General features: G+C 70.5%; 16 protein-coding genes, 1 pseudogene and 2 riboswitches. Of the genes and pseudogenes, 8 read left to right on the forward strand and 9 right to left on the reverse strand.

Going from position 1 to position 16,479, the window contains the following annotated elements; all coding sequences use genetic code 11:
• Positions 1-41: 41 nt before the first annotated feature.
• The 3 genes and pseudogenes from aceB (at position 42) to metE (ending at position 5,225) form a co-directional block, all read left to right on the forward strand.
• Complete coding sequence (gene aceB / locus AQJ27_RS37100; protein ID WP_067378712.1) at positions 42-1,634, forward strand: malate synthase A; 1,593 nt, start codon at positions 42-44, stop codon at positions 1,632-1,634.
• Positions 1,631-2,106: pseudogene (locus AQJ27_RS37105) on the forward strand (3-hydroxyacyl-CoA dehydrogenase NAD-binding domain-containing protein); the annotation flags it as partial. The gene aceB and the pseudogene AQJ27_RS37105, both read left to right, overlap by 4 nt.
• 412 nt (positions 2,107-2,518) lie before the next feature.
• Positions 2,519-2,741, forward strand: a riboswitch (cobalamin riboswitch).
• A 165-nt stretch (positions 2,742-2,906) separates the two neighbouring features.
• Positions 2,907-5,225, forward strand: coding sequence for a 5-methyltetrahydropteroyltriglutamate--homocysteine S-methyltransferase (gene metE, locus AQJ27_RS37110; RefSeq protein ID WP_067378718.1), 2,319 nt, complete (start codon positions 2,907-2,909; stop codon positions 5,223-5,225).
• Between the two features lie 214 nt (positions 5,226-5,439).
• Here the strand turns inward: metE and AQJ27_RS37115 are convergent, their stop codons facing one another.
• Positions 5,440-5,919 carry a GNAT family N-acetyltransferase gene (locus tag AQJ27_RS37115; RefSeq protein ID WP_235613712.1) on the reverse strand — a complete coding sequence of 160 codons (480 nt, stop codon included), beginning with the start codon at positions 5,917-5,919 and terminating at the stop codon, positions 5,440-5,442.
• 56 nt (positions 5,920-5,975) lie between these two features.
• On the opposite strand from AQJ27_RS37115, the gene AQJ27_RS37120 reads away from it, so the two are divergent.
• Both AQJ27_RS37120 and AQJ27_RS37125 read left to right on the forward strand, forming a co-directional pair.
• The gene (locus AQJ27_RS37120; protein ID WP_067378725.1) at positions 5,976-6,494 is read left to right on the forward strand and encodes a CGNR zinc finger domain-containing protein; all 519 of its coding nucleotides are present in this window, start codon (positions 5,976-5,978) and stop codon (positions 6,492-6,494) included.
• 110 nt (positions 6,495-6,604) lie between these two features.
• Complete coding sequence (locus AQJ27_RS37125) at positions 6,605-7,330, forward strand: lysophospholipid acyltransferase family protein (protein ID WP_067378728.1); 726 nt, start codon at positions 6,605-6,607, stop codon at positions 7,328-7,330.
• A 64-nt stretch (positions 7,331-7,394) separates the two neighbouring features.
• Here AQJ27_RS37125 and AQJ27_RS37130 read toward each other — a convergent pair whose 3' ends face one another.
• The 8 genes from AQJ27_RS37130 to AQJ27_RS37165 all read right to left on the reverse strand — a co-directional run bounded on the left by AQJ27_RS37130 (position 7,395) and on the right by AQJ27_RS37165 (position 14,274).
• Positions 7,395-8,993 carry an alpha/beta hydrolase gene (locus tag AQJ27_RS37130; protein WP_067378731.1) on the reverse strand — a complete coding sequence of 533 codons (1,599 nt, stop codon included), beginning with the start codon at positions 8,991-8,993 and terminating at the stop codon, positions 7,395-7,397.
• A 141-nt stretch (positions 8,994-9,134) separates the two neighbouring features.
• Complete coding sequence (locus AQJ27_RS37135) at positions 9,135-9,896, reverse strand: urease accessory protein UreD (protein ID WP_067379126.1); 762 nt, start codon at positions 9,894-9,896, stop codon at positions 9,135-9,137.
• Complete coding sequence (ureG, locus tag AQJ27_RS37140; RefSeq protein WP_067378734.1) at positions 9,893-10,570, reverse strand: urease accessory protein UreG; 678 nt, start codon at positions 10,568-10,570, stop codon at positions 9,893-9,895. The genes AQJ27_RS37135 and ureG overlap by 4 nt, the downstream gene beginning before the upstream one ends.
• Before the next feature lie 125 nt (positions 10,571-10,695).
• On the reverse strand, positions 10,696-11,370 hold the full coding sequence (locus AQJ27_RS37145) for an urease accessory protein UreF (protein WP_067378735.1): 675 nt from the start codon (positions 11,368-11,370) through the stop codon (positions 10,696-10,698).
• Positions 11,370-13,091, reverse strand: a complete 1,722-nt coding sequence (locus AQJ27_RS37150) for an urease subunit alpha (protein WP_067378738.1) — start codon at positions 13,089-13,091, stop codon at positions 11,370-11,372. The genes AQJ27_RS37145 and AQJ27_RS37150 overlap by 1 nt, the downstream gene beginning before the upstream one ends.
• Positions 13,084-13,395 carry an urease subunit beta gene (locus AQJ27_RS37155; protein ID WP_067378741.1) on the reverse strand — a complete coding sequence of 104 codons (312 nt, stop codon included), beginning with the start codon at positions 13,393-13,395 and terminating at the stop codon, positions 13,084-13,086. The genes AQJ27_RS37150 and AQJ27_RS37155 overlap by 8 nt, the downstream gene beginning before the upstream one ends.
• A gap of 16 nt (positions 13,396-13,411) precedes the next feature.
• The gene (locus tag AQJ27_RS37160; RefSeq protein ID WP_054229180.1) at positions 13,412-13,714 is read right to left on the reverse strand and encodes an urease subunit gamma; all 303 of its coding nucleotides are present in this window, start codon (positions 13,712-13,714) and stop codon (positions 13,412-13,414) included.
• A gap of 281 nt (positions 13,715-13,995) precedes the next feature.
• Positions 13,996-14,274 carry a type II toxin-antitoxin system Phd/YefM family antitoxin gene (locus tag AQJ27_RS37165; protein ID WP_067379129.1) on the reverse strand — a complete coding sequence of 93 codons (279 nt, stop codon included), beginning with the start codon at positions 14,272-14,274 and terminating at the stop codon, positions 13,996-13,998.
• A gap of 202 nt (positions 14,275-14,476) precedes the next feature.
• On the opposite strand from AQJ27_RS37165, the gene AQJ27_RS37170 reads away from it, so the two are divergent.
• From AQJ27_RS37170 to AQJ27_RS37180, 3 genes are all read left to right on the forward strand, one after another.
• Positions 14,477-15,133: an ATP-dependent Clp protease proteolytic subunit gene (locus tag AQJ27_RS37170; protein ID WP_067378744.1), complete on the forward strand. Its 657-nt coding sequence runs from the start codon at positions 14,477-14,479 to the stop codon at positions 15,131-15,133.
• Between the two features lie 7 nt (positions 15,134-15,140).
• Positions 15,141-15,446 (forward strand): hypothetical protein, encoded by a 306-nt coding sequence (locus AQJ27_RS37175; RefSeq protein WP_054228981.1) that lies wholly within the window; start codon positions 15,141-15,143, stop codon positions 15,444-15,446.
• Positions 15,447-15,823: 377 nt separating this feature from the next.
• Positions 15,824-15,978: riboswitch (cyclic di-AMP (ydaO/yuaA leader) on the forward strand.
• A gap of 3 nt (positions 15,979-15,981) precedes the next feature.
• The gene (locus AQJ27_RS37180; protein ID WP_067378747.1) at positions 15,982-16,455 is read left to right on the forward strand and encodes a C40 family peptidase; all 474 of its coding nucleotides are present in this window, start codon (positions 15,982-15,984) and stop codon (positions 16,453-16,455) included.
• Positions 16,456-16,479: the final 24 nt, after the last annotated feature.

Here is a 16,479-nt window from a genome sequence, read left to right on the forward strand (position 1 = left end):
GCCCCCGCTCCCCCCTCCCCCTCCCTGATCAGGAGATCCTGATGTCCACCAGCGCACCGACCCGCCACGTCCGCCTCCTCGCGGCACCGGGCGACCGGCACGACGAGATCCTCACCCCCGCCGCCCTGGACTTCGTCGGTCACCTCGTCGACGCCTTCGTCGGACGTCGACAGGACCTTCTGAAGGAGCGCAGGCGGCAGGCCATACGGCTGGCGGCCGGAGCCCCGCTCGACTTCCCCCTCGCCACCGCCGCCGTCCGTGCCGACCTCTCCTGGCGGGTGGCTGCGCCGGCTCCCGGGCTGAGCGACCGCCGTGTGGAGATCACCGGGCCGCCCGACCGCCGTATGACCGTCAACGCGCTCAACTCCGGCGCCCGGGTGTGGATGGCGGACTTCGAGGACGCCACCTCACCCACGTGGGACAACGTCATCGGCGGTCAGCTCAACCTGCTCGATGCCATCGAGCGCCGGATCGACCTCACCACCGAGGCGGGCAAGGAGTACCGGCTGGGCGAACGGCTCGCCACCATCATGGTGCGGCCGCGCGGCTGGCACCTGACGGAGGAGCACCTGGAGTTCGACGGCCGGCCCGTGCCCGCCTCCCTCGTCGACTTCGGCCTGTACTTCTTCCACTGCGCGCAGCGTCAGATCGACGCCGGGTACGGGCCGTACTTCTATCTGCCGAAGCTGGAGAACCGTTACGAGGCCCGGCTGTGGAACGACGTCTTCGTCCTCGCCCAGGAACTGCTGGGCATCCCCCGCGGCACGGTCCGCGCCACCGTCCTCATCGAGACGATCACCGCGGCCTTCGAGATGGAGGAGATCCTCTACGAGCTGCGCGAGCACAGCGCCGGCCTCAACGCGGGCCGGTGGGACTACCTGTTCAGCCTGATCAAGACCTTCGGCCACCGCACGGACTTCCTGCTGCCGGACCGGTCCAGGGTGACGATGACCGCGCCGTTCCTGCGCGCGTACACGGAACTGCTGGTGCGCACCTGCCACCGGCGCGGCGCCCACGCCATCGGCGGCATGGCCGCCCACGTGCCCGGCAGGGACCTGGCTGCCCACGACGCGGCCCTGGCCGAGGTCCGGCTCGACAAGGAGCGCGAGGCGCAGGACGGCTTCGACGGCTCCTGGGTCGCCCACCCCGGGCTTGTGCCGGTGTGCCGCGAGGTCTTCGACGGCGTCCTCGGCGACCGGCCCCACCAGATCGAGCGCACCCGCGACGACGCCGAGGTGACCGCCGCGGACCTGCTGTCGGTGCGCCGCGTCAGCGGGCCGCCCACACCGGAGGGCGTACGCACCGACATCGCGGTCGCGCTGCGCTACTTCGACGCCTGGCTGCGCGGGCAGGGGGCCGTCGCCCTGTACGGCCTGATGGAGGACGCGGCGACCGCCGAGATCGCCCGTGTGCAGATCTGGCAGTGGCTGCGGCACCGGGTCGTCGACCAGGAGACGGTACTGCGGCTGCTCGACGACGAACTCGCCGCGCTGGGTGCCGAGCACCCCTGGGCGGCTCTCGACGAGGTGCGAGCCCTCTTCGAACGAACCGCCCTGGAACCGGAGTTGCCACTGTTCTTCACCCCGGACGCCTACACCCGTCACCTCGTCCGGCACGCCGAGGCCGCGTCATGAGCCGGGACATCCGCCGGGTGGGCGTGGTCGGCGGCGGCCAGATGGGCGCCGGGATCGCCGAAGTGTGCGCGCGGGCCGGACTGGACACCGTCGTGTGCGAGGTGGACGCGGTCGCCGCACGCGACCGGGTGGCGGCCTCGTTGGACCGAGCGGTGGAGCGCGGCAAGCTGACGCGAGCCGCGGCACGGGACGCCCTCGACCGGATGGTCTTCTCCGGCAGCCTCGAAGACCTGGCCGACCGGCAGCTCGTCGTCGAGGCCGTCGTGGAGAACGCCGACGCCAAGACGGAGATCTTCACCGCACTGGACAAGATCGTCGAGGCCCCGGACGCGGTCCTGGCGAGCAACACCTCCTCCCTGCCGGTGGAACTCAGTGCGCCCACCCCATGGGATCGCTGAAGTTGGCCGACCTGATCGGCCTGGACACCGTCGCCTCGATCGCGGAGTCCCTGTACGACGAGTTCAAGGAACCGTTCCTCTGGGGTGAGCGGGTGTGAGCCCGATCAGCCGCACGCCCCGAACGGTCTTGGGCGCACTGGTCCCCGGCGTACTCGACCCCGGGGCGGCGACACGCATCCTGTACGTGGTCCGATCCCGGGAGGCCAGTTCCCTAGGCGACCTGACCATATGGATACGGCCAGAGGCGACGGGGAGGCCCTGAACCATCACTCCGGTAGGGCAGGGGCCCCGCACGCTGGCACCGCACCCGGCGTCCCAGATCGCACAGCCACGCTAACCCGGACGGCCCAGGGCGCCGCAAGCCCGGAAGCCGACCATCACACGATCGATCTAAAACGACCTCCCGCACCGAGGGGCCCGGACCGCGTGTCCCAGCTCACCGTCCGAATGCCGGACCTGATCCGCCGTGCCGGGTGCGTGCCCCATAGGCTGGCCGGTGCAACTGGTTCGCCCCGTCCGCCAGGCGGGATGCGTCGCAAGAGGGAACCCGGTGGGAATCCGGGACTGCCCCGCAGCGGTGAGTGGGAACGACCGCCGTCATACGCACTGGGTCCGGTGAACAGGACCTGGGAAGCGACGGCCACTAGGTGTCCTCCGTACGGAGGACGTGCCCGCGAGTCCGAAGACCTGCCCGTTGCCCGCGTGCGACCCCTCGTGCGCGGACATCCCGGTGACCTCGTGGGCGGGTCGGCGTACATATCGGGCGGACGACCGCGCTGTGCCGTGTGAGGGTCGTTTCCGTCCGGTTCGTCACCCCTTCGCGCCCTCGTCCCGTCCCGGGATCCCAGGGAGATATCTCGCGAAGGAGATTTCCGTGACAGCGAAGTCCGCAGCCGCGGCGGCACGGGCCACCGTGTACGGCTACCCCCGCCAGGGACAGAGCCGGGAACTGAAGAAGGCGATCGAGGGCTACTGGAAGGGCCGCGTCGACGCCGACGCCCTCCGGGCCACCGCCACCGAACTGCGCCGGGGCAACTGGCGCCAACTGGCCGAGGCCGGCATCCACGAGGTACCCACCGGCGACTTCTCGTACTACGACCACGTCCTGGACACCAGCGTCATGGTCGGCGCGATCCCCGAACGCCACCGCGCCGCCGTCGAGGCCGACGCGTTGGACGGCTACTTCGCGATGGCGCGCGGCACCCAGGACGCGGCGCCGCTGGAGATGACGAAGTGGTTCGACACCAACTACCACTACCTGGTGCCCGAGTTGGGCCCGGACACCGTCTTCACGGCCGATTCCACCAAGCAGGTCGCCGAGTTGGGCCAAGCCCTCGCCCTCGGCCTCACCGCGCGCCCCGTCCTCGTGGGCCCCGTCACCTATCTCCTGCTCGCCAAGCCCGCGCCGGGCGTGGCCGCGGCCTTCGATCCGCTGACGCTCCTCGACCGGCTGCTGCCCGTGTACGCCCAAGTCCTCACCGACCTCCGCACGGCCGGCGCCGAGTGGGTGCAGCTCGACGAGCCGGCCCTGGTCCAGGACCGTACGCCCGCCGAGCTGAACGCCGCCGCGCGCGCCTACCGCGACCTGGGAGGGCTCATCGACCGCCCGAAGCTGCTGGTCGCCTCGTACTTCGACCGGCTCGGTGACGCGCTGCCCGTGCTCGCCAAGGCTCCGGTGGAAGGCCTGGCGCTCGACTTCACCGAGGCCGCCGCCGCGAACCTGGACGCGCTCGCCGCCGTGGGCGGACTGCCCGGCAAGCGCCTGGTCGCCGGTGTCGTCAACGGGCGCAACATCTGGGTCAACGACCTGGAGAAGTCCCTCGCCACCCTCGGCACCCTGCTCGCACTGGCCGACCGGGTCGACGTGGCCGCCTCCTGCTCGCTGCTGCACGTCCCGCTCGACGCCACCGCCGAACGCGACATCGAGCCGCAGATCCTGCGCTGGCTCGCCTTCGCCCGCCAGAAGACCGCCGAGATCGTCACCCTCGCCAAGGGCCTCGGGGGCGGCACCGACACCATCGCGGCCGAACTCGCCGCCAACCGGGCCGACCTGGCCTCCCGCGCCGGCTCGGCGCTCACCCACGACCCCGCGGTACGCGCCCGCACCGCCGCCGTCACGGCCACCGACGCCCGCCGCTCCCAGCCCTACCCCGAACGGGCCGCCGCCCAGCGCGCCCACCTGCGGCTGCCCCTGCTGCCGACCACCACCATCGGCTCCTTCCCGCAGACCACCGAGCTGCGCACCGCGCGGGCGGACCTGCGCGCGGGACGGATCGACAGCGCCGGGTACGAGGAACGCATCAGGGCCGAGATCGGCGAGGTGATCTCCTTCCAGGAGAAGACCGGCCTCGACGTCCTCGTGCACGGCGAGGCCGAACGCAACGACATGGTCCAGTACTTCGCCGAGCAGCTCACCGGCTACCTCGCCACGCAGCACGGCTGGGTCCAGTCCTACGGCACCCGCTACGTACGCCCGCCGATCCTGGCCGGTGACATCTCCCGCCCGGAAGCGATGACGGTGCGCTGGACGACGTACGCCCAGTCCCTCACCACCAAGCCGGTCAAGGGCATGCTCACCGGCCCGGTCACGATGCTCGCCTGGTCCTTCGTCCGCGACGACCAGCCGCTCGCCGACACCGCCCGGCAGGTCGCCCTCGCCCTGCGCGACGAGGTGAACGACCTTGAGGCGGCGGGGACTTCGGTCATCCAGGTGGACGAACCCGCGCTGCGCGAGACCCTGCCCCTGCGCGCCTGCGACCATCCGGAGTATCTGGCGTGGGCCACCGAGGTGTTCCGCCTCACCACCGCGGGCGTACGCCCGGACACCCAGATCCACACCCACATGTGCTACGCCGAGTTCGGCGACATCGTCGAGGCCATCGACGACCTCGACGCCGACGTCATCAGCCTCGAGGCCGCCCGCTCCCACATGCAGGTCGCCCGCGAACTCGCCGAACACGGCTACCCGCGCGAGGCCGGACCCGGCGTGTACGACATCCACTCCCCACGCGTACCCGGCGCGGACGAGGCGGCGGCCCTGCTGCGCAAGGGACTTGAGGCCATCCCCGCGGAACGACTGTGGGTCAACCCCGACTGCGGCCTGAAGACCCGCGCCTGGCCCGAGACCCGCGCCTCGCTGGAGAACCTGGTCACCGCGGCCCGGACGGTCCGCACGGAGCTGTCCACGTCCTGAGCCCGCACGAGGGGCCGGGAAAGCACACCCACCACTTTCCCGGCCCACCGGTGGCGCGCTGCGGGGCGAGGGCGAAGGACACCTCGAAGCCTGCGGCGGAATGCCACGATCGCGAGAACGAACGGCCAGAAGCTGTACGTGGCTCCGCTGTCCGGAAAGGATCGCGAGGACGACCGGTACCGCCACACGTCGTGCGCACCGTCGGGCCGGTGGCTCACGGGCGCCAGTACAGCGCGGGGTCGGGGTGGTTGGTGAAGCCGAGTTCGCGGTACAGCGGTTCACCCTCGGCGGAGGCGTACAGGTCCACCCGGGCGACCTCACGCTCCCCGAACCAGTCGAGCAGGCCCCGCATGATCGAGCGGCTGTGACCGCGCCGCCGGTACGACGGGTCCGTGACCACGCCGATCACGTGCCCGATCCGGCCGTTGCGCAGATGCGGGCCGGGCAACCGCTGCTCGATGGTGGCGATCCCACAGGCGGCCAGGCCACGGTCGCCGTCGCCGTCGCTGTCACCGTCCACCACGAGGATGCGCACGGCATCCGCGGTCAGCTGTTCCTTCAGCACCACGGCCAGGGCGTCCAGCCAGTCGTCGTCCGCCGACGCGGGGCTGAAGAAGCGACCGCCGAGGTTCTCGAACAGCAGGGCCCGCAGACGTACGAGCTCCACCAGGTCGTACTCCACCGCCTGTCGCACGGCCGGCCCGTCTCCTTCGCGTTGTCCCATGCCGACCAGACTGGTGTAATGGTCTTATGCACCTCAACCCTTACGGCGAGGATGCCGTGAACCTGGCCGCCGATCTGGCCAACCGACGCCCGGCCGGCACCGAGGAGCTCGCGGAGCGCTGCCGCGCCGCCGGGCTGGTGCTGGAGCACCCTGCCACTGCCCAGGACCTCGACCGCACCCAGGACGCACTGGAGGCGTGGGAGAAGGTCGTCGATGCCACCGACGAACATGAACGGGCCGAGCTGCTCAACCGGATGCTGGCGGCGGCCGCCGCCCACCCGCGGATGACCAACCACGCCGGCAGCGGCTGGCACCTGCACTTCCGCGACGACCGGCAGACACTCGGCTCCGTACTGTTCTCACTCATCGCCGTTGGTACCGCACTGCACCTGACCGGACGAGGCATGCACCGCCTCCGACGCTGCGCCGTGAGCGAGTGCACCACGATCTTCGCCGACACCTCCCGCACCGGACGGCAGCGGTACTGCTCCCCACGCTGCGCCAACCGCGACGCGGTACGCCGCCACCGGGCACGCGGCGTTTGACGAGGGTCGCGAGCTGCCTCTATCCCCCACGTGGCCAGTAGAGCATCCTCAGGGATGAAGTCCGGAAGAACGCGGCCCCAGAGCCGATTCGGTAGAGTTGGAGAGACACCGTGTTTTACTACGTGCTCAAATACGTGCTTCTGGGTCCACTGTTGAGGCTGGTGTTCCGGCCCCGGATCGAGGGCCTTGAGCACATACCGGCGTCGGGTCCCGCCATCGTGGCCGGCAACCATCTCTCGTTCTCGGACCACTTCCTGATGCCCGCGATCCTGAAGCGGCGGATCACCTTCCTGGCGAAGGCCGAGTACTTCACGGGGCCCGGTATCAAGGGACGGCTGACGGCCGCCTTCTTCCGCAGCGCCGGGCAGATCCCGGTGGACCGCTCCGGCAAGGACGCGGGCCAGGCGGCGATCCGCGAGGGACTGGGCGTGCTGCGCAAGGACGAACTGCTCGGCATCTACCCGGAGGGGACGCGTTCGCACGACGGGCGCCTCTACAAGGGCAAGGTCGGCGTCGCGGTCATGGCGCTGAAGGCCGGGGTTCCGGTCATCCCCTGCGCCATGATCGGCACCTTCGAGGCGCAGCCGCCGGGCCAGAAGATCCCGAGCCTCCACCCCGTGGTGATCCGCTTCGGGAAGCCCCTCGACTTCTCCCGCTACGCCGGGATGGAGAGCGAGAAGGCCATCCTGCGCGCCGTCACCGACGAGATCATGTACGCCATCCTCACCCTCTCCGAGCAGGAGTACGTCGACCGGTACGCGGCCGTCGTCAAGGCGGAGGAGGCGGCCGAGGCCGCGGCCCAGGCCCGCAAGTTCCCGCGGATGCCGTTGAGCTGAGAGACGCACGGCAGGCAGAAGGGGCGGCCGGGGATCCGGCCGCCCCTCTGTTGTGCGTGGGGTGTTACGCGGTCGGCGTGGCGTGCGGGGTGCACGTCACATCGGCCGCGTCCGTCTTGCCCGTGAGCAAGTAGGAGTCCACCCGGGTGTTGATGCACGGGTTGACCAGGCCGGTCACACCGTGCGAGCCCGCACCGTTCTCGGTGATCAGGCGGGAGCCCTTGAAGCGCTTGTGCAGTTCGACGGCGCCGGGGTACGGAGTGGCGGCGTCACGCGTGGACTGCACGATCAGGACGGCGGGCAGGCCCTTGCCGGTCTTGACGTTCACCGGGGTCTGCTGCTTGACCGGCCAGGTCGCGCAGGGCAGGTTCATCCACGCGTTGGCCCACGTCATGAACGGGTAGCTCTTGTGGAGCTTCGTGTTGTCCTTGTCCCACTTCGACCAGCTGGTGGGCCACTTGGCGTCCGCGCACTCGACGGCCGTGTAGACGGCGTTGCCGTTCTCCGAGGCGATGTTGCCCGCGGTGTCGGACAGGTCGGGGGCGGCGGCGTCGACGAGCGCCTGGGTGTCACCGGCGACGTACTTGCTGAACGCCGTCGCGACCGGCACCCACGACGAGTCGTAGTACGGGGCGCTCTGGAAGAAGGAGATCAGTTCGGCGGGGCCGACGACGCCACCGAGCGGGCTCTTCTTCGCGGTGGCCCGCAGCTTCAGCCACTGGTCCTGGACCCTGGCGCGGGTGTCGCCGAGGTGGAAGGCGGCGTCGTTCTTGGCGACCCAGTCCTCCCAGTCCTTCCAGCGGCCCTCGAAGGCGATGTCCTGCTCCAGGTTGGCCTGGTACCAGATGTTCTCCTTCGCCGGGTTGACGACACTGTCGACGACCATGCGGCGGACGTGGCCCGGGAACAGGGTGCCGTAGACGGCGCCGAGGTAGGTGCCGTAGGAGACGCCCAGGTAGTTGAGCTTCTTCTCACCGAGTCCGGCCCTGATGACATCCAGGTCGCGGGCGGTGTTGGGCGTGGTCATCTGCGCCAGCATCGCCTTGCCGCTGCGCTTGGCACAGCCGTCCGCGTACGCGGCGGCGAGCTTGCGCTGGACGCGCTTGTCGGCCTCGGAGTCCGGGACCGGGTCGGCCTTGGGCGCCTTCACGAACTCCTGCGGGTCAATGCAGGAGATCGGGGCGGAGTGGCCGACACCGCGCGGGTCGAAGCCCACGAAGTCGTACGCCTTCGAGGTGTTGACCCACAGAGGGGCCTTGGTGGTGACGCGGCGCGGGAAGCGCATGCCCGAACCACCGGGGCCACCCGGGTTGTAGACGAGCGCGCCCTGGCGCTCCGCCTTGGTCCCGGTGTTCCCGATACGGTCGACGGCGAGCTTGATCTGCTTGCCGTAGGGGTGGGCGTAGTCGAGCGGGACGGAGACCCAGCCGCACTGGATCGGCTTCTCGAAGCCCCAGTCCGCAGGGCAGTCCTGCCAGTTGATCCCGGCCTTCGCGGCTCGGGCGGCGGCGATCGCCGCACCGCGGGCCTCGCGGTCCTGACCGTGCCGCGAGTCGGCGGTGGCCGACGGCGCCGCGACGGCTCCGGCTATCAGGGTCGCCGTGACGAGTGCTCCGGCCGAAGCGAACGCGGTCAGGCGTCTCGTCGGTCTCTTAGCCCTCAAGTGGGACCTCCCCGTACATCGTTGCGATTGGTACGGGGATCCTTTCTGCTGTGAGGTCCCTGAGAACAGGGGTGACCGGCCTTCTTTACCATTCCGATAACCGGAGCACCAAGTCCCGTTGAGCGGAGAGTACTTGTCGACTTATCGGTCGAGTGTGCGCAAAGCCTCGTCCAGCACGCGCCGCAGTCGCAGCGCGTCCGGCGCCAGGGCGCTCACCAGAGCCGCGGGCCCGGCAAGCGGCATGAGGGCCGCGTACTCCCCCAACAGCCGCGCCTGCGGCGGCTCACTCTCGAACTCCGGTCGCACGACGACGAGTTGACCCAGTGCCCGATGTCCCCCGAGCCCCGCGGGACCGTCCCAGCCGCCGGGTGCTCCGGGACCGCACGACAGCTCCTGGTCCAGCAGCGGCCGTCCGTCGAGCCGTACGGTGAGACGACTGGTGAGCCGTCCGGGTTGCTCGCCGACGCGCCCGAGTACCTGCTCCTCCCGGAAGACGAGCCGAGCGCCCGAGCGGAGCTCGACGCGCGAGGACACGTACAGGTCACTTCCCTGGGCGGAGATCAACTGCTCGGGCAGCCAGCGCAGTTCACCCCCGCCGGACACGTCGAGCCGCACATCGTAACGGGCCTCGCCCTTGGCCTGTCCCGGCAGGGCGATGGTCGCGGCGGCCGATCCGACGTGCAGCCGGGCCCCCTCCCCCACCTCCGCCTCCACGGCGAAGCGGTCACCGCCGAGCGGCCCGCTCATCGCCCCGACGAGCATGACGCGTGCCTCGTCCCCGCTCGCCCTGGTGCGCCGCAGGGCGAGCGGCCCTTCTCCTTCCAGCACGGGCAGCGCGGTACCGCCGCGCCCGTCGGCCCGTGCCCCGATCCGTGCGGTGGCCCGCACGCCCGCTGTAGTCATGCCGTCCACGCGGCCAGCCGTTCCCGCACCCACTCGGCGACGGCCGTCACCCCGGCCTCGGTCCGCAGCGACTGGAAGACGACGGGCAGCTCGGCCCGCTGCGCCTTGGCGTCGGCGGCCATCCGTGCCAGGTCGGACCCCACGTACGGCGCGAGGTCGGTCTTGTTGACGACGAGCAGGTCGGCGGTGGTGACACCGGGCCCGCCCTTGCGCGGAATGTCGTCCCCGCCCGCCACGTCGATGACGAAGATCTGCGCGTCCACCAGTCCCTTGGAGAAGGTCGCGGTGAGGTTGTCGCCCCCGGACTCGACGAGGATGAGGTCCAAGGGCCCCACCTCGTCCTCCAGGTCCTCCACCGCTTCGAGGTTCGCGGAGATGTCGTCCCGGATCGCGGTGTGCGGGCACGCCCCCGTCTCCACGGCGGTGATCCGCTCCGGCGGGAGCACGGCCTCCCGCAGCAGGAACTCGGCGTCCTCCCGTGTGTAGATGTCGTTCGTGACGACCGCGAGCGACAGCTCGTCCCGCAGCGCCCGGCAGAGCGCGGCGACGGTCGCCGTCTTCCCGGACCCGACGGGCCCACCGAGCCCGATGCGCAGAGCACGCCGCGAGCCGTCGGGCCGACGAGCGTCAGCGCTGACGGCCGAGGCCCCGTCGTGGGTATGGTCAAGATGCACGATACGGCTCCAGCTTCTTTCAGCCCGTCCGGCGTTTGAGGACGAGGCCGTTCAGGCCGATACGGGGGTCTGGGGGCGGAGCCCCCAGGGGACGGGAATGGGTAGGGGCGGCGGGGGCGATCCACCTACGACGCGAAGAGCCGTACAGCCCAAGCGGCATGCGCCTGCGCACCGATCTCCAGCAACGGCGCCGACGCCGACGGCAAGGCGTCGACCCCAGCGTCGACCACGTTGCGCGCCGCGTCGGCCGCCGCACGCGCCACGACGTCCAACTCCGGCGCGAGCCGGGCCAGCACCCCGGTGGCATCGAACGGATCAAGGCTCAGCAACCGCACGGTCGCGGTCGCCGGACCACTGACGCTCTCGTACGCGGAGCAGTACGCGGCGTCCTCGGGCCCGAGCCCGGCGGCCCGCGCCACCAGCCCCAGTACGACCGGCTGATGCGCTCCCTTGGGAAAGGCACGCGCCAGGGCGTCGAGTTCCCCGGACGGCCAGGTCGCCCGAGCCGCCCGCATCAGCTGCCGCCCGAGCCGCCGCGCGGCGACCCGCAGAGCCGGCGACGGCGTGCGGGCGTCCGCGGCCGAGTCCAGCAGTGCCGGATCGACCCCGAGTGCGGCCGCCGCGGCCAGGGCGGCCGACACCAGCCCCGCCGTGTTGAGGCGTCCCCGGCAGAAGTCCTCCAGGCTCGCCGCCCCGTTGATCCGCCCGGCCTTGACCGCCGCCTCGGCCCCGCCGGAGTGTGCGTGCCCTCCGGCGGGGAAGCGGCCGTCGGCCAGGACGAGCAGTGCCGCGCGGGACATCAGAAGAGGAAGTAACGCTGGGCCATGGGCAGTTCGGAGGCTGGTGTGGCCTCCACCAGCTCCCCGTCGATGTGCACGGCGAAGCTGTCGGGATCGACCCGCACCCGCGGCCGGGCGTCGTTCTCCCGCATGTCGGCCTTGGTCACCCCACGCGTCGAATCGATCGCCACGAACCGCTTCCCCAGCGAGAGCCGCTCCGGCAGTCCGTCCTCGATGGCGAGCGGCGCCACGAAGTTGAACGAGTTCGAGGCAGGTGCCCGTCCGATCGCCCCGAACATCGGCCGGGGCAGGATCGGCTGCGGTGTCGGAATGGACGCGTTGGCGTCGCCCATCTGCGCGTACGCGATCTGCCCGCCCTTGATGACGAGCTGCGGCTTGACCCCGAAGAACGCGGGCTCCCACAGCACGAGGTCGGCGAGCTTGCCGGTCTCGACGGAGCCGATCTCACGGGCGAGACCCTGCGCGAGCGCCGGGTTGATCGTGTACTTGGCGACATAGCGACGTACGCGGTGGTTGTCCGCGCGCCCGTCACCGGGGAGGGCGCCGCGCCGCCGCTTCATCACATGGGCCGTCTGCCAGGTCCGCATGATGACCTCGCCGACCCGGCCCATCGCCTGGGCGTCCGAGGAGATGATCGAGATCGCGCCGAGGTCGTGCAGGATGTCCTCGGCTCCTATGGTCGAGGGCCGAATACGCGACTCGGCGAAGGCCAGGTCCTCCGGGACGGCCGCGTTGAGGTGGTGGCAGACCATCAGCATGTCGAGGTGTTCCTCGGCGGTGTTGACGGTGTACGGCCGGGTCGGGTTGGTGGAGCTGGGCAGTACGTGCGGCTCGGAGACCACGGTCATGATGTCCGGCGCGTGCCCGCCGCCCGCACCCTCGGTGTGGTAGGCGTGGATGCCGCGGCCGGCGATCGCGGCGAGCGTGTCGCCCACGAACCCGGCCTCGTTCAGGGTGTCCGTGTGGATGGCGACCTGGATGCCGGTGCGGTCGGCGACGGTCAGCGCGGCGTCGATGACGGCGGGCGTGGAGCCCCAGTCCTCGTGCAGCTTGAGACCGAGCGCCCCGCCCCTGATCTGCGACAGCATCGCGTCGCGCGAGACGGTGTTGCCCTTGCCGAGCAGACCGAAGTTGAGCGGGTACTGCTCCATCGCCTCCAGCATCCGGGCGAGGTGCCAGGGGCCGGGGGTGACCGTCGTCGCCTTCGAGCCCTCGGCGGGACCGGTGCCGCCGCCGACCAGCGTCGTGATGCCGGAGGCGAGCGCCTCGTCGGCGATCTGCGGACAGATCAGGTGGACGTGCGCGTCGATGGCGCCCGCGGTGACGATCCGTCCGTTGCCCGCGATGATCTCGGTCTCGGGGCCGATGACGAGGTCGGGGTGGACCCCGTCCATGGTGTCCGGGTTGCCGGCCTTGCCGATGCCGGTGATCCGGCCGTCGCGGATGCCGACGTCGGCCTTGACGATCCCCCAGTGGTCGACGATCACGACACCCGTGATGACCGTGTCCGGAGTGCCTTCTGCGCGCGTAGCGCGTGCCTGGCCCATGGATTCGCGAATGACCTTGCCACCGCCGAAGACGGCCTCGTCACCGGCGAGCCCGGGGCCGCCGGAACGGTCCTCCTCGATCTCGATCAGCAGGTCGGTGTCGGCGAGCCGGATACGGTCGCCGGTGGTGGGGCCGAACAGGTCGGCGTACGCGCCGCGCGAGAGCTCAGGCATCGAGGGCACCTCCGGTCTCCCCGCGCAGGCCGGGCACGACACGGGCGCCGGTGAGCGGAACGAGTTCGACGTCGACGGGGATCCCGGGTTCGAAGCGCACGGCGGTGCCGGCGGCGACGTTGAGCCGCTTGCCGCGCGCGGCGGCGCGGTCGAAGTCCAGACCGGGGTTGGCCTCGGCGAAGTGGTAGTGGGAGCCGACCTGGACGGGCCGGTCGGCGGCGTTGAGGACGGTCAGCCGGGTGACCTCACGACCTTCGTTGAAGGCGACGGGCCCCTCGGCGAACAGGATCTCTCCGGGAATCACGGCTCTCGCTCCTCCGTCAGACGATCGGGTCGTGGACGGTGACGAGTTTGGTGCCGTCCGGGAAGGTCGCCTCGACCTGGACGTCGTGGATCATCTCGGGGATGCCCTCCATGACGTCGTCCCGGGTGAGGATCTTGCGTCCGGAGGACATCAGCTCGGCGACCGTACGGCCGTCGCGTGCGCCTTCGAGGATGTGCGACGTGATGAGGGCGACCGCCTCGGGGTGGTTCAGTTTGAGCCCGCGGGCCCGTCGCTTCTCGGCCACGTCGGCGGCCACATGAATCAGCAGCCTCTCTTGCTCGTGCGGGGTCAGTTGCACGGCGTCCCACCTCACAGTCCTCGCTCCGGACCGTGCGGGGTCCGGTGGCCGCAGCCACCAAAACCCCTGGTGGCGTGGATGGGCACGCTAGTTGGCCGTCGTTTCGAGGACGTTAACCCGGCTGTGATCCACACATGACCGACGTGGACGCTCCCGGGCCGTCGCCGGAGCCGCCGCCCGGGACGAGGCCATGCGTCGGACCGTATACGGCGCGAGGGCCACCCGCCTTCGACGCGGCCGTCACCGTCACCACCGAAGGGACCGTCACCACCGAAGGGACCCTACGAGGCGCCGTGCCCCCGGTGCTCCGCCGCGATGCCGAAGCGCTGGCGCTCACGCGGGGCGGACGCGACCTCGCGGACGCTGGAGAGGGAACTGACCACCTGCTCGTCGGCGGACTCCGGGAGATCCTCGAGCCGCTCCAGGTCGGCGGCGGAGACCAGGGCGACCAGGGGCTTGCCGTGCCGTGTCACCACGACGCGCTCGCCCCCGTACACCACCCGGTTGATCAGATCGGCGAGCTCAGCCCTGGCTTGCGTCACCGGAATCTCGTAGGCCATGCCCACCAGCTTAGACCGGGCCCCCGGCACCCCCACAGAGCGGACGATCGCGTTCAGCTCCACCGAAAACGATCCGTTCGCACGACCGGGCGACCCTCCCCGCCGGCGGCGCGCGGGGATTTTCGCTGTCAGCCGAGCACCCTTCCCTCGTTCTGTACGTCCTGTACATTTTTTACAGAACCCTTCTCAGGAGGCGCGTGTCATGAATGAACCGTCCGCCCGTTACGTCCTGCCCGAGTTCACCGAGCGGACGAGCATGGGGCACCGGACCCTGGATCCGTACTCGAAGCTGCTCGACGAGCGGATCGTGTTCCTCGGGACGCCGATCGACGACACCTCGGCGAACGACGTGATGGCGCAGTTCATGCACCTCGAATACCTGGCGCCGGACCAGGACATCGCGCTGTACATCAACTCCCCCGGCGGCTCGTTCAGCGCGATGACGGCGATCTACGACACGATGCAGTTCGTCAGCTGCGACGTGGAGACCACCTGCCTGGGACAGGCCGCGTCGGCCGCCGCCGTACTGCTGGCCGGCGGCGCGCCGGGCAAGCGGTTCGCGCTGCCGAGGGCCCGGGTGCTGATCCACCAGCCCTCACTTCCCGAGCCGGTAGAGGGGCAGGCGAGCGATCTGGCCCTCCAGGCCGAGGAGTTGATGCGCACTCGGAGGCTGCTGGAGGACATGCTCGTACGGCACACGGGGCAGAGTCCTGAACAGGTCGCCGCCGACATCGAGCGGGACAAGATCCTGGACGCTCAGGCCGCGTTGGCGTACGGACTGGTGGACGGGATCATCCCCAGCCGCAAGACCTCGCGCACCGCGCCCGGTGCGAGGAACGCCACACCCGACGCGAGGTGATCCGCCGATGGTGCCCGAACTGCCCCCGCTGCCCGCGCTGACGCGAGCCGAGGCCGAGCTGATCGACCGTTACCTCGATGTGGTCGACCTGCTCGGCCGTATCAACCCGGCCAGGCCCGGAGACACCTACCGCGGGCTGCGTGCCGCCCAGGCGCTGGTCGCCAAGGCCACCGAGCTGCGGGACGCCCTCGCGCTGATGCACCAGCGCGGCGAGAGCGAGGTGCACGCGCCGACCCTGGCGCAGGCTCTGCGCGTCCTCGACGGTGAGCGTCGGGCGGCCCGCGTCACCCTGCCGCCCGACGCCGACAATTGACACATCCACACCCGGGCCGCCGTGCGCGCCGAGTCGACGAGGCGTCCGGCCCGGGCTTCAAACGGACCAGATGGCGTACCCCCTGATGGAGTAGTCACACGCCCCTTCGGGGAACCGAAAAAGTTGCGCAACGCGCGTAGCCTGGAGGCGGAATGAGACGCTCCGGTGCTGGTGGGCGCGTCGTCGCCATCCCCAACATCGCCCGAACAGGGGGTCGTCCACCCGAACGGGTGAGTGGTGAGTAACCCCACAAATCGCCGGTTCCGCTCGGATTTTCTGACTGCTATGCGTGAAGATCCCTTCCGACGACAAGCCCCCGCCACAGCGGCGGGGCGGTCCGGGCGGACGCCGAGTCCTGCCGCTGCCCGGATGACCGGTCGACAGAAGTGCATCGGCAGGAGTGGAGGACCCAGCAAGACGGGTCGCCGGAGCAATCCGGGCGGTCCTTGGGGTGAAGCCGCGCAAGCGGCCGGGCTACTTCGCCAGCCCGAATCCGACAGGTCATCCTTCACAGGCGGCTGACGAAGGGTTGCGCATGACTGCGCTCAATCGTGTCCCGTCGCTGTGGACCCGGGCCGGTACGGCCTCGGCGCTCACCATCGCCGCCGTGGGCGGCAGCCTCGTGGTTCCTGGCGTCGCATCCGACGCCGAAGCGGCCACGTTGGCGACGAAGGCACTTCAGGTCGCGGCTTCCAAGAAGGGCTCCCCGTACCAGTACGGTGCCGCCGGGCCACGCCGCTTCGACTGCTCCGGGCTCACGCTCTACTCGTACAAGAAGGCGGGCAAGACGCTGCCTCGTACGGCCGCGGCGCAGTACAACAAGACGCACCACATCTCCGCGTCCCACCGCAAGGCCGGAGACCTGGTGTTCTTCCACTCGGGCCGGAACGTGTACCACGTCGGCATCTACGCCGGGAAGGGAAAGATCTGGCACTCCCCGAAGACAGGGGAGGTCGTGAAGCTGCAGAAGATCTGGACGAAGAGCGTCTGGTACGGCCGGGTCAGCTGACCTGCCCGAGGGGGTGCCGCCGGC

Source organism: Streptomyces olivochromogenes (genome assembly GCF_001514115.1).
GTDB lineage: Bacteria > Actinomycetota > Actinomycetes > Streptomycetales > Streptomycetaceae > Streptomyces > Streptomyces olivochromogenes.